The organism is Rhodanobacter sp. FW106-PBR-R2A-2-24, assembly GCF_058789615.1.
This window is the reverse complement of the sequence record NZ_JBYTBV010000002.1, coordinates 1687184-1698693: the sequence shown is the minus strand read 5'-3', so window position 1 is coordinate 1698693 and position 11510 is coordinate 1687184. Positions and strand designations below refer to the sequence as shown.

Here is an 11510-nt window from a genome sequence, read left to right as displayed (position 1 = left end):
GACCCGCCATGGACATCGTTTTCATCGAAGACCTGCGCATCGACGCCGTGATCGGCATCTACGACTGGGAGCGCCGTGTGCGGCAGACGCTGGCCTTCGACATCGAGATGGCGTTCGACAACACGGTGCCCGCCGCCAGCGACGACATCGCGCACACGCTCAACTACAAGGACGTCTCCAAGCGCCTGATCGACTACGTGGGCGCGTCCAGCTGCGGCCTGGTGGAGACACTGGCCGAACGCTGCGCGGCGATCATCCGCGAGGAATTCGGCGTGGCCTGGGTGCGGCTCAAGCTTTCCAAGCCCGGCGCGGTGCGCGGCGCGAAAGCCGTGGGCGTGCAGATCGAACGCGGCGAGCGGCCCCGCTGATGGCGCGCGTCTACCTCAGCCTCGGCTCCAACGTGGCGCCGCAGCGCTACCTCAACGCGGCGCTGGCGGAGCTGCGCGCGCGCTTCGGCGCCATCGCGGTGTCGCCGGCTTACCGCAACAAGGCGGTGGGCTACGACGGCCCCGATTTCGTCAACCTCGCGGTGGGGCTGGACACCGACCTCGAAGCGGAGGCGCTGAACGACTGGCTGCACCAGCTCGAAGATCGCCACGGCCGCCGCCGCGACGTGCCGCGCTACTCGGATCGCACGCTGGACGTGGACATCGTGCTGTTTGGCGAGCAGGTGATCGATGGCCCCGGCCACCTGCGGATACCGCGCAAGGAACTGCAGTACGCCTTCGTGCTGAAACCCCTCGCGGACATCGCGCCGCAAGCGCGTCATCCGGTCAGCGGACAGAGCATGGCCGCGCTGTGGGCGGCGTTTCCGCAGGAGCGCGAACCGCTCACCCCGGTGGCGCTGTAGCCTTCCCGGGATGCCGCATCCCGCAGGACCCGCCGCATCGGCGGTGCGTCCTGCGGGGCATCGGTTGCGCCGAGGTTCGCCCCGGCACCTCGCCGGCGCGAGCCGCATCCCGCGGCCGGGATTTTGTGCTGCAATAGCTACTCGATCCATCAGGAAGGGGTAGGGACATGGCAGGCAAGTTCGCCCGCAGTTGGGCATTGATGAAGGCCAGCGCCGGCGTGCTGCGCGCCGACAAGTCGCTGTTGCTGTTTCCGCTGCTGTCGGGTGTGTGCACGCTGATCGTGGCGGCGAGTTTCCTGATCCCGGTGGGGCTGGCGCTCATCGACCATCAGCAGGCCACCGGCGATGCACACCTGGCGCCGGCTTATTACGTGGTGCTGTTCGCGTTCTACCTCACGCAGTATTTCGTGATCGTGTTCTTCAACACCGCGCTGGCCGGCGTGGCGCTGGCGCGGTTGCGCGGCGAGCCGGCCGGGCTGGCCGAAGGCTTTGCGCTGGCGCGTTCGCGGCTGGGCAGCATCTTCGGCTATGCGTTGATCGCGGCCACGGTGGGCATGCTGCTGCGCTCCCTGCAGGAGCGGCTGGGCCTGGTCGGCCGCTTCGTGGTGGGACTGATCGGCCTGGCCTGGACGGTGGCCACCTTCCTGGTGGTGCCGGTGCTGGCCAGCGAGGAGGTGGGGCCGATGGACGCGGTGAAGCGCAGCGCCGAGCTGCTCAAGCAGACCTGGGGCGAGAACCTGATCGGCAACGCGGGCCTGGGCGCGGTGTTCGGCGTGGTGTTCCTTCTCGCCGCGCTGCTCCTGGTGGTGCCCTTCATCGGCGCGGTGGCCACCCATTCCCTCGTGGCCATGGTGCTGGCCGGCGTGGTGCTGGTGCTGGGCCTGACCATGCTGGGGCTGATCCAGTCCACCTTGCAGGGCATCTATGCCGCCGCGCTGTATCGCTACGCGGAAGCGGGCGAGGTGGGTGGCGGCTTCGACCAGGCGCTGCTGGATTCGGCGTTCCGGCAGAAGCGCTGAAGGCCTGTGGTTTCCCAAGCGCGCAGCCCGGCCATGGATGGCCGGGCGCAGGGATGCAACAGGCTTTTCCGCATGGCGCGGAAAGGCCGCTGGCTCATATCGTCAGCGTGCGCCCGCCATCCACGCGCAGGATCTGGCCGGTAACGTAGGGGGCTTCGCACAGCAGCCACCGCACCGCGCCGGCCACGTCGTCGGGCGAGCCGGCGCGGCCCAGCGGCGTGCGCGCCAGCATGGCCTGCTGATCTTCGTAGGGCTTGCCGTCCGCCGGCCACAGCACGGCGCCGGGCGCTACGCCGTTGACGCGGATGTCGGGCGCGAGGTCGAGCGCCAGCGAGCGCGTCATCGCCGCCAGCGCGGCCTTGGCCATGCAGTAGATCGGATGACCCGCCAGCGGGCGCTCGGCGTAGATGTCCACCAGGTTCACGATGGCGCCGTGCGTGGCGCGTAGCGCGGGTGCGGCGGCCTGGGCGAGGAAGAACGGCGCCTTGGCGTTGGCGGCGAAGAGTTCGTCCCACTGCGCGGGGGTGGCGCTGCCCACCGGCGTGGGATGGAAGCCGGAGGCGTTGTTCACCAGCGCATCCAGCCGTCCAAACCGTGCCTGCGCGGTGTCCACCAGCGCGGGCAGTGCGTGCACGTCGGCCAGTTCGGCCTGCAGCACCAGGGTGCTGCCTGCGCGCGCGGCTTCCAGTGCGTCCGCCAGCGCTGCGGCCTCCGACACCGAATGGCGGCAGTGCAGGGCAAGGTTGTAGCCAGCCGTGTGCAAGGTGCGCGCGATGGTGGCGCCCACGCGCTTGCCGGCGCCGGTAATCAGGGCAACGGGGCGAGTTGACATGGAGGGTTCCTGCGGCGGCGATGGTGCCAGCTTGCCGGATCGGCGCGGTGGCGTCACTCGCCCGCGGTGGCCGGCCCGGCTTCGAACAGGGCGATGGCGGTGCTGGCCACCTGGCGGGTGTCGGCATAGGCGTAGGCGCCCACGCCCAGCGCGCCCACCACCGGCAGCCAGCGCGCGAGGCCTTCGCCCATGGCCCGTCGACCCAGCCTCACGCCGAGCTGGTGGGCGATGCGCTCCATGACGGCCTGGCTGGTGGGGCGGAACAGCAGACGGTCGCCCAGACGCACACCAAGGTCGCGCACGGCTTGCGCGGCGGTGTGGCGGAACAGGCAGTACAGCATCTGCTCGCGGCCCAGTTCGGCGTGCTGGCCGAAGGCGGAGGCGATGTCGCTCACCAGTTGCGCCTGCAGCTTCCAGATTGCCACCAGCTCGGGCAGCATGGTGAGCCAGCCCAGCGGGCCGGGCGGCAGTGCCAGCGTGCCGGCGGTGAGCGCGGCGCGCTGGGCGGCGGCGCGGGTGAGCTGGCGGGCCTGCGCGGCCGGGTCGGGCGTGGCGGCCTGGTGGCTGGCGGGGATCTGCGCGATGAAATCGAGGATGGCCTGGGTGATGCGACGGCTCGCCTCGTGCTCCACGCGCAGGGCCGGCAGGCGCCGATCATCGTCGTGGTCCGGTGCGTCCGAGGGTGGCGAGGGCGGCTTCACTGCGAGCGGTTGGCGGCGCTCGCCGATGTCGAACCGGACGCGGCAGGCAACACCGTCGCCGGACAAGCCATCGGCTTGCGCGGCGTCTGCGCGTTCGGCAGGGTGTAGGTCTGGCCGATCGGCGTCAGCCAGTCGGCTAGCGGCAGCGCGGCGCCGTGCAGGCGCCAGTCGTAGATCACGCCGAAGGCCAGCACGCGCGCCACGTAGTCGCGGGTTTCCTTGTACGGCATGGTGGCGATGAACAGGTCGGGGGCGAGCGCGTGGCGCGCGGCCAGCCACTGCGCCACCTTGTTGGGGCCGGCGTTGTAGGCGGCGCTGGCCAGCCACGGCGCACCGCCGAAACGCGCGGCCAGTTCGGCCAGGTAGCGCGTACCCAGCGCGATGTTGGTGGCCGGGTCGTACAGGCTGTCGCCGCCCGTCCATGGCAGCCCACTACGGCTGGCCACGCGCGCGGCGGTGGCGGGCACCAGCTGCATCAGGCCGCGTGCGTCGGCGCCGGAGCGGGCGTCGCTGACCCACGCGCTTTCCGAGCGCAGGATGCCGTAGGCCCAGGCCGGGGCGATGCCGGCCTGCTGCGCCTGCTGCGCCAGGCCATCCTGGCTGGCCAGCGGAAAGCGCAGCGCGTAGTAGTGCAGCGCCTCGCCGCTGGTGAAGGTGAACACGGCGCGGTCGTACCAGCCCCGTTGGTGGGCCAGTTCGGCGGCTTGCGCGCGGGTGGCGGCGTCGGCGCCTTCGAGCGCGCGGTTCCATTCACGCCGCGCCAGGCGCGGCAGATCCACCGCGTACAGTTCGAAGGCACGCTGCAGGCCCGGCTGCGCGAGCAGCGCCTGCTGCTGCGCGGGGTCGTCCGGCGGCGTGAGCGGGCACAGCGCGTAGGCCTGGCCGAGCTGGTCGGCGGCGAGGAAGCCGTAGAACGTGGCCGTGTCGGCGAGCTCGCGCCAGATCGCCTGCGCCGCGGCGGCCTGCCCGGTGGCGGCCAGCGCGCGGGCGCGGAACCAGCGCCATTCGCCATCCTGCTGCTGCGCGGCGGGCATGGCTTCGATACCGGCGAGCACGACGGGCCAGTCCTGTGCGGCGAGTGCGAGGCGCACGCGCCATTCGCGCGTGGCGGCGGTCTGCGCGGCGGCGGGCAGGGCGGCCAGCTGGCCGGCGGCGGTGGGGTCGAAGTCGGTGGCGTGGAACAGCGCGAGCGCGCGTTCCACCGCGTCGCGCTGCGTGGCGTTGAAGCGCAGGCGCGTGCGCAGGCGTTGCCAGCTGGCGTCGGCGGTTGCCACGTCACGCCGCGCCTGGCGCTCCAGCGCCAACGTGGCGGCCTGGCGCGCGCGCGCGTCGTCGGGCCAGTGTGCGGCGGCGGTCAGCGCGGCCGCGGGATCACGCAGCGCTTGCACCAGTCGTTGCGCCTGGGCGGCTTGCGCGGTGCCCAGCCAGTCGGCCAGCGCGGCGATGGTGCCACCCTGGCCCGCGCTGGCGGCGTGGTCGATGCGCGCCCACAGCCGCGCGCCGGTCAGCAGGCCGGCGGCGTGCGCGGCCTGCAGCACTGGCGTGCAGGCGCCGGGCAGTTCGGGCTTGGCCCATAGCGCGGCGAGGTCACGTTCGAAATCGAGTTTGGCGCCGCCGGCCAGCCTGGCCTGCAGGGCGTCGCAGGCCAGCGCATCGCCCATGCCCGGCTGGTACAGGGCGAGGAAACCGGCCCAGTCCTGGCGGCGCGCCAGCTCAAGCAGGAAGTCACGGCGCAGGTCCTGCGCGGGGATCAGCCCGGGATACTGCGCGAGGTAGGCCTGCACCGTGGCGAGATCGGCCTGGTGCAGGTCGTGTTCCAGCGCGGCGGCGGGCAGGTAGGGGTAGAGCGGATAGTCGCGCAGCGTTGCCGCATCGGCGCGCCAGGCGTCGCCGCCTTGCCGCGCAGCGACCCATGCCTGCTTGAACGCGGCGCGCTGGGAGTCGATGGCGGTGCCCGCCTGCGCGTTGGCGAGACTGAGCAGCGCCAGCGCGAGTGGGGCGATCAGGCGGCGCCGCAGCGCCTTCATGGCGGACATCAGGTGCTCCCGGGGGCGATTCGGCAAATTGTAGTGCGCACGGCGCGGCCTGCCTGAAAGCCTGTTCAATGCAGCCACGCCACCCGCGTTGCCGCGGCCCGTAGCCGGCGCCCACGCCGCATCCCGCCGGGTTACCATCCCCGGCCACCACCCATGCGCAGGAAGCCGTGCCGATGAGTCGACAGCTGGTGAGTCGTGAACAGTTGCAGCGCTACGCCGCGCAACGTCACACATGGCATGACGCAGCGGCCAAGGCGCCGCAGATTGCGGCCTTGTTCGGCCCGCAGAGTTTGGAATTCCGCACGTTGGACAAGCGCCTCGTGCTCGGCGACGAAGCCTTGCGCGTGCTGTGCGCCCTGAACGATTTCGACCGCCGCAAGGTGGCGGAAGAGCTGCTTGAAGTCGCCCGGCATCCCAACCGGCTCGATGCCGATACCGGGCGCAAGAACTGGTTCCAGCGCCTGCTACCCTCGCGCTATCCGTTTCGGGGCTATCACTACCTGATCCGTTACGCGATCACGCCGGGGCAGCCGGTGGCGGTTGTGGATATCTACATGGATACGAATCTGGTCGGTGCTCCGAATTCGCCAGACGCCATGCAGCGCAATGTCATGTACCGCGTGGACAAGGTGGGAACAGCGCGTTTTACGCCTCGATTCAAGGAACTTGGGGATAGTTCAGAAAAAGTCATCCGGCAGCTGCGAGCTAGCTGGAAGACGACAGCTCCGATCCCAATCCATCGCATCGAAACCCAGCATGCCGCCGTCAACGGCATGCTGAATGATTTGGACAAGGCCGCCTGGCTGATGGGCGCCCACCTTGAAACCGCCTACGCAGCCGGTACGCAAGGCATCGATAACTACACCTTGTTCCACAATCCCACCGATGGCTTTGCCAAGGATCTTGTGGAATGTGGTTTTGACAAGCAAAACAAGCTTGGACGCAGCAGTTGCAGCCGGCATCTTGCGGCGGTGCTCAAGGAGGCGCAGGGGCGCGGTCATCGCACCCGCTGGGTGGCGCACAGCCAAGGCGTCATCATCCTTACCGCCGCCGTGGAGTTTGTGCTGCAACACTACGGCATGCGGCTGGACTGCCACAGCGTCTGCCTGCATGGTTCCGGTGCCGACGTCGCACTGGCCAAGCAGATCTGCGCGCGTGCCGGCATCGTGGTTGAAAACGTGCTCAACAACCCCTTCGACCCGGTGGCCAATATCTGCGGTCACGTCGACCGCAGCGGCAGTGGGCTCGCACGGTCACTGAAATTCATGAGCCTGGTCAAAGGTGGCGATTCGCTTGCCAGCTCGCACACCCTGCCTTACCTGGGTCTGGAGACTTACGTGGAGCAGTTGCGATTCACCGGGAACCACGAACTGGCCCGCTATGCGCAGCAGTTCCACCCCTCCGAGATGGCTTGAGTCATGACCAAGCCCACGACATCTGTCCATCCCTTCGCCCGCCGCCCGCCGCCTTGGTATCGACGGCTTATGGCCCCCTTCCAAGCGCCACAAGGCGGCCCGCCGGTGGCCGAGGTTATTCCGCATCGGGTCGATTGCGGCCCGCTGATCTTGAGTTTTCCCGAACCCTTGTCCGTCTATGGGCCAGGCTCTGCTGATCCCGACCGGGTAGATCTTGATGACAGCGAGTTCGGCATGTCTGAACTCGACGTAGACCGCACTTGCCATCCGGCCATCGAGCTGGCAGTTACTACCTGGGCCTATCAGTTGCCGCGCTGGCACTACGCGCGTGTTCTTCCCATTCCGCTACCGCCCTACGCCGACATTACGGCCTACTGGCAGCTTGAACGGGTCAAGCACGGTATCCGGCTCAAGCCGGGCGACAGCGTCATGCTGGAGGATTACCTGCGGCACGACTACATCGCCTATCTGGAGTCCGAGGGTGGCCCCAACTGGAAGGTGCGTGACGAGGCTTACAAGGGCAAGCTGCTAAGCGGCGACCCCTTGCCGCAGTATCGAATCGATGAGCTTATTGCCAGTCGCTCGTGGTCGCCCCCAACAAGCTACGATCCGTTGGTTTGCGGCACCTTGCCGTGGTTGCGCTACTTCTGGAATCCGAGGGGACGGCCGCGTGCCCTCAACTACACCACAACCCTGTTGCCGGACGTGCTGCTTACGACCTGCTTCCGCATCGGCGATACGTACTCTGAGTGGGAACGCTGGTGGAGTTTATTTTTGGAAGACTGCGATAACCTGGTGAAAGCCATCGTCTGCGAGCGCAAGGTGCTGCCGGGTGCTGCTGCGGATGGTGACGATTGAATCGCGGGCTGGGCTCTGTGCATGATGGCTGGCGCCGTGAGTGTGCGAATACTCAGCCGGAGCCTTTGACCTTCGCCGGCCATCATGAGTTGGCGCGTTATGTGCGGCAGCTTCATCCCTCCGGGATGACCTGAGCCATGGCCATGCACGTGATGCCAGTCCACCTTTTTGCTCGCCGACCGCAGCCTTGGCATCGACGGCTTACGGCCGCCTTCCACTCGCCGCAAGGGGGGCGCCGGTAACTGATGTCATCCCGCATCGGGTCGATTGTGGCCCGCCTCATCCACAAGCACCTGCCGAAGAAACCGTAGATGCAAGCGACGCAGCAGGCGGTAGCGTGAAAATCAACCACGCGGATTGGAAGAGAATCACGGCTTCGCCTACACTTGATTCCAACGTTATGCTCAATAGGTGGAAATAGTGCGTAAAATTCTTGCAGTTGTGTCACGACTATTGTCCCGGCGAGCGAGCAAATATGGTTACATGAATGAATTGAGTCAAGATCCCAATAGCAGCCAAGAGAGCGAGACATGCTACTCGCCTTATTACGAATTCGAGCAACGAAGCGATGATCACGTGGTCTTGGCGCGCGCGGTCGTAACGCTTGGTGGAGAGCGAGTACCAAAGGATTACAAATTCGCCAGCCCGTTTTATAAAGATGCCACTGCCGCATACCGCGACGGCGTGGTTGAGTGGGTTTGGGAGGTGTACTTTATTAACACATCAAGTGATCCCATCACGGTAACGCCAAAAGCTGTCATGGGGTCATCGTTGCCAAATGTGTCGTTGGAGATCTTGCCGGGTCAATGGAAAATTACGCCACCTCTTGTAGGCTTAAGCAGTAACTACGGCGTCAAATCACCCGTGTCATTTGAGTACGAATACATCGGCAAGCTTTATCAGGTGGATGGTGTTGCAAAACGCATGACAGTTGAACAGGTCAAGCAAAAGTATGCGGGGCATTAAGCATGGCTGTTCCTGATTAGCGACTCCGCTCAGCCGTCTACCCTCCTTCAAACCGCACGACCAAGCCGAAATCGGCGGGACGCTGTGCGTGCAAGCTGAGCCACCGACGATTCCGTGGCACGCCTGTCCGTGCTTGGTCTTGGCGTTACCCACCTTTGGAACCGTTGGCGCTGCGGTAGTGTGGTTGCAGTCACCAGAGAGATGGGAGGCGCTGCGCGGGTGCCGACATGCAGGCAACAGACGGCGGCCTGATAAGCTGGCGCCCTTCGTCAGACGCGCGCAGGTAAGGCATGCCGTTTTCTCCGTCATCACGTCGTCGCCTCGTCGTCTGGCTGGCGCTGTGGGTGCTGGCCGGGGCCAGCGCCGCGTGGTGGTGGCTGGCGGGGCGGCCGGTGGACTTGCCCGATGCGCCGTCGGCGCGCATCGCCTGCGTCTCCTATGCGCCGTTCCGCCGTCCGGGCGAGACGCCGCTGGATCCGCATGCCTTCATCAGCCCTGCGCGCATCGACGCCGATCTGCGCGCGCTCTCCGCGCGCTTCGATTGCGTGCGCACCTATTCGCAGGGGCAGGGGCTTTCGGCGGTGCCGGGCATCGCGGCGCGCTACCACATGCAGGTGCTGATGGGCATTTGGCTGGGCAGCGACCCCAAGGCCAACGCACAGCAACTGGCGCTGGGCATCGCCACCGCGCGCAGGTACCCGCAGGTACTACGCGGCGTGGTGGTGGGCAACGAGGTGCTGCTGCGCGGCGAGTTGGGCGAAAGGCAGATCGTGGCGGCGCTGGCCGAGGTGCGCGCGGCGCTGCCGGCCACGATCCCGGTGACCTATGCCGACGTGTGGGAGTTCTGGCTGAAGCACCCTGCGCTGGCGAACGCGGTGGACTTCGTCACCATCCACATCCTGCCCTACTGGGAGGACCAGCCGGTGCCGCCCGAGCGCGCGGTGGCGCATGTGGCCGCGGTCTACGCCAAGGTGCAGCAGGCCTTTCCCGGCAAGCGCGTGATGATCGGTGAAACCGGCTGGCCCAGCGCGGGCCGGCCGCGGCGCGAGGCGCGCGCCAGCGTGGTGAACGAGGCGCGCTATCTGCGCGAGTTCCTGCGCTACGCCGCCACCGTGCACATGCCCTACAACGTGATCGAGGCTTTCGACCAGCCGTGGAAGCGCGCGCAGGAGGGTACCGTGGGCGGCTATTGGGGCATCTTCGATGCACAGGCGCACCCCAAGTTCGCGATGACCGGCCCGGTGGTGGAAATCCCCGATTGGTGGCTGGGCTGGCTGGCCGGCGCGGTGGGCGCGGGAGTGTTCGTGCTGGCGCTATGGCGGCGGCATCGGCGTGGCGCCTTGGCCTTGGGCCTGATGGGTTTCGCCAGCGGCGGCGCGTTGGCCTGGCAGGCGCGGCAGATGGTCTATGCCTGCCGTGATGGCTGGGAGTGGACGCTGTCCGTGCTGGCCTGCCTCGCCGCCTTGCTCACGGCACTGCGCTTGGCGCGCTGGCTGGCGGTACAACTGGCCGGGGCGCCGCACACACGCGCGCCGGCGGGGCGCTGGCGCTTCGCGTGGCTGTTCGTGCTGGCGTTGTACGGTCTCTTGATGGTGTTCGATGGCCGCTATCGCGATTTCCCGCTGGGCCTGTTTGCATTGCCCTGCGTGGGCTATGCGCTCAGTGCCTGGCTGGATGGCCGCGCGCGCGCGCCGTCGCGCGAGGCGCTGTTCCTTGCCGCCAGCCTGCCGGTGCTGGCCGGCGCGGTGGTGGCGCTGGAGCTGGGCGAGGATCCGGCCACCTGGCTGTGGTTGGCGCTGAACCTCGCCATCGCGCTGCCGGTGTTGTTGGCGGCGCGGCGCGCACGCGGCACCATAGTCAGCCCAACTCATTGAGGAGGATGCATCCATGTCATCGAACAAGCAGCGCATCGCGATTACCGGCGCTTTCGGCACGCTGGGTGCCGCCGTGGTGAAGGCCGCGCTGGCGGCGGGCCACGAAGTGGCCGCCATCGACCGTGCGCCGGTGCCGGCAGGGCTGGACGGCGCGCATGGTTTCGGCGGCGTGGACCTGGCCGATACCGGTGCTGCCAAGGCCGCCATTGACGCCGCCGCCGCCGCGATGGGCGGGCTGGATGCGTTGGTCAATATTGCCGGTGCCTTCCGCTGGGAGTCGCTGGCCGGCGGCAGCCTGGATACCTGGGATCTGCTCTACCGCATCAACCTGCGCACGGCGGTGGCGGCCAGCCAGGCCGCGTTGCCGCACCTGCCCGACGGGCGCGGCCGCATCGTCAACATCGGCGCGGCTTCGGCGCTCAAGGCCGGCGCCGGCGTGGGAGCCTACACGGCCTCCAAATCCGGCGTGATGCGGTTCACCGAGTCGCTGGCCGAGGAAGTGAAACCGCGCGGCATCACCGTCAATGCGCTCTTGCCCAGCATCATCGATACGCCGCCCAACCGTGCCGACATGCCCGAGGCGGATTTTTCCCGCTGGGTGCAGCCGACCGCACTGGCCGGCGTGGTGATGTTCCTGCTGTCCGATGCCGCCAGTGCCATCACCGGCGCGCTGATCCCGGTCACCGGGAGGGTGTGAGGCCCGCGCCGCCAGCCTGGCCGGTGGTGGCGGATCAGGCGTGCTGCGCCAGGATGGCGTCCACGTCGGGCGAAGACAGCACGACCTTGATGGGATGCGAGGTGGCGGCGTGCTCGTCGCTGGCGAACTTGCGCGCGAACCGGATGGCCGTGGCGATGGAGAGCCGGTTGAGCAGATGCTCGTCGTCGCGGCAGACACACCACAGGCCGCTGCGGGCATCTTCCACGATCTTGAAGATGGTGTTCATGCGACTGCCTCCGTC

Annotated in this window: 12 protein-coding genes; 8 read left to right on the top strand and 4 right to left on the bottom strand. The window is 67.8% G+C overall.

The annotated features are described in order from the left end of the window. Window positions 1–8: 8 nt before the first annotated feature. From folB to AC3WQA_RS09075, 3 genes are all read left to right on the top strand, one after another. Complete coding sequence (folB, locus tag AC3WQA_RS09085; RefSeq protein WP_492674747.1) at window positions 9–368, top strand: dihydroneopterin aldolase; 360 nt, start codon at window positions 9–11, stop codon at window positions 366–368. Then, window positions 368–850 (top strand): 2-amino-4-hydroxy-6-hydroxymethyldihydropteridine diphosphokinase, encoded by a 483-nt coding sequence (gene folK / locus AC3WQA_RS09080; protein WP_492674746.1) that lies wholly within the window; start codon window positions 368–370, stop codon window positions 848–850. The genes folB and folK overlap by 1 nt, the downstream gene beginning before the upstream one ends. Before the next feature lie 167 nt (window positions 851–1017). Further along, window positions 1018–1869 (top strand): DUF6159 family protein, encoded by an 852-nt coding sequence (locus tag AC3WQA_RS09075; RefSeq protein WP_492674745.1) that lies wholly within the window; start codon window positions 1018–1020, stop codon window positions 1867–1869. 94 nt (window positions 1870–1963) lie between these two features. On the opposite strand, the gene AC3WQA_RS09070 is transcribed toward AC3WQA_RS09075, so the two are convergent. The 3 genes from AC3WQA_RS09070 to AC3WQA_RS09060 are packed head-to-tail and all read right to left on the bottom strand — an operon-like array spanning window position 1964 to window position 5438. Then, window positions 1964–2701, bottom strand: a complete 738-nt coding sequence (locus AC3WQA_RS09070) for a pteridine reductase (RefSeq protein ID WP_492674744.1) — start codon at window positions 2699–2701, stop codon at window positions 1964–1966. 53 nt (window positions 2702–2754) lie between these two features. Beyond that, window positions 2755–3402 (bottom strand): hypothetical protein, encoded by a 648-nt coding sequence (locus AC3WQA_RS09065; RefSeq protein ID WP_492674743.1) that lies wholly within the window; start codon window positions 3400–3402, stop codon window positions 2755–2757. Then, window positions 3399–5438, bottom strand: a complete 2040-nt coding sequence (locus tag AC3WQA_RS09060) for a transglycosylase SLT domain-containing protein (protein ID WP_492674742.1) — start codon at window positions 5436–5438, stop codon at window positions 3399–3401. Before AC3WQA_RS09060 ends, AC3WQA_RS09065 begins: the two co-directional genes overlap by 4 nt. 173 nt (window positions 5439–5611) lie before the next feature. Between AC3WQA_RS09060 and AC3WQA_RS09055 the strand changes: the two genes are divergently transcribed. The 5 genes from AC3WQA_RS09055 (at window position 5612) to AC3WQA_RS09035 (ending at window position 11248) form a co-directional block, all read left to right on the top strand. Beyond that, on the top strand, window positions 5612–6853 hold the full coding sequence (locus AC3WQA_RS09055; protein ID WP_492674741.1) for a hypothetical protein: 1242 nt from the start codon (window positions 5612–5614) through the stop codon (window positions 6851–6853). Window positions 6854–6856: 3 nt separating this feature from the next. Beyond that, window positions 6857–7711 carry a hypothetical protein gene (locus tag AC3WQA_RS09050; protein WP_492674740.1) on the top strand — a complete coding sequence of 285 codons (855 nt, stop codon included), beginning with the start codon at window positions 6857–6859 and terminating at the stop codon, window positions 7709–7711. A 483-nt stretch (window positions 7712–8194) separates the two neighbouring features. Beyond that, entirely contained in the window at window positions 8195–8677 is a 483-nt protein-coding gene (locus AC3WQA_RS09045) for a hypothetical protein (RefSeq protein ID WP_492674739.1), read from the top strand. Between the two features lie 290 nt (window positions 8678–8967). Continuing rightward, window positions 8968–10551, top strand: coding sequence for a glycoside hydrolase family 17 protein (locus AC3WQA_RS09040; protein WP_492674738.1), 1584 nt, complete (start codon window positions 8968–8970; stop codon window positions 10549–10551). Between the two features lie 13 nt (window positions 10552–10564). Further along, window positions 10565–11248, top strand: a complete 684-nt coding sequence (locus tag AC3WQA_RS09035; protein WP_492674737.1) for an SDR family NAD(P)-dependent oxidoreductase — start codon at window positions 10565–10567, stop codon at window positions 11246–11248. A gap of 34 nt (window positions 11249–11282) precedes the next feature. On the opposite strand, the gene AC3WQA_RS09030 is transcribed toward AC3WQA_RS09035, so the two are convergent. Beyond that, a complete protein-coding gene (locus tag AC3WQA_RS09030) occupies window positions 11283–11495 on the bottom strand; it encodes a hypothetical protein (protein WP_492674736.1) in 213 nt (70 codons plus the stop codon). Between the last annotated feature and the right edge of the window lie 15 nt (window positions 11496–11510).

What these genes read in the sequence shown, in the direction of transcription:
- folB (WP_492674747.1), top strand. Translation starts at nt 9, where the DNA reads ATGGACATCGTTTTCATCGAAGACCTGCGCATCGACGCCGTGATCGGC.
- folK (WP_492674746.1), top strand. Translation starts at nt 368, where the DNA reads ATGGCGCGCGTCTACCTCAGCCTCGGCTCCAACGTGGCGCCGCAGCGC.
- AC3WQA_RS09075 (WP_492674745.1), top strand. Translation starts at nt 1,018, where the DNA reads ATGGCAGGCAAGTTCGCCCGCAGTTGGGCATTGATGAAGGCCAGCGCC.
- AC3WQA_RS09070 (WP_492674744.1), bottom strand. Translation starts at nt 2,701, where the DNA reads ATGTCAACTCGCCCCGTTGCCCTGATTACCGGCGCCGGCAAGCGCGTG.
- AC3WQA_RS09060 (WP_492674742.1), bottom strand. Translation starts at nt 5,438, where the DNA reads ATGTCCGCCATGAAGGCGCTGCGGCGCCGCCTGATCGCCCCACTCGCG.
- AC3WQA_RS09055 (WP_492674741.1), top strand. Translation starts at nt 5,612, where the DNA reads ATGAGTCGACAGCTGGTGAGTCGTGAACAGTTGCAGCGCTACGCCGCG.
- AC3WQA_RS09050 (WP_492674740.1), top strand. Translation starts at nt 6,857, where the DNA reads ATGACCAAGCCCACGACATCTGTCCATCCCTTCGCCCGCCGCCCGCCG.
- AC3WQA_RS09045 (WP_492674739.1), top strand. Translation starts at nt 8,195, where the DNA reads ATGAATGAATTGAGTCAAGATCCCAATAGCAGCCAAGAGAGCGAGACA.
- AC3WQA_RS09040 (WP_492674738.1), top strand. Translation starts at nt 8,968, where the DNA reads ATGCCGTTTTCTCCGTCATCACGTCGTCGCCTCGTCGTCTGGCTGGCG.
- AC3WQA_RS09035 (WP_492674737.1), top strand. Translation starts at nt 10,565, where the DNA reads ATGTCATCGAACAAGCAGCGCATCGCGATTACCGGCGCTTTCGGCACG.
- AC3WQA_RS09030 (WP_492674736.1), bottom strand. Translation starts at nt 11,495, where the DNA reads ATGAACACCATCTTCAAGATCGTGGAAGATGCCCGCAGCGGCCTGTGG.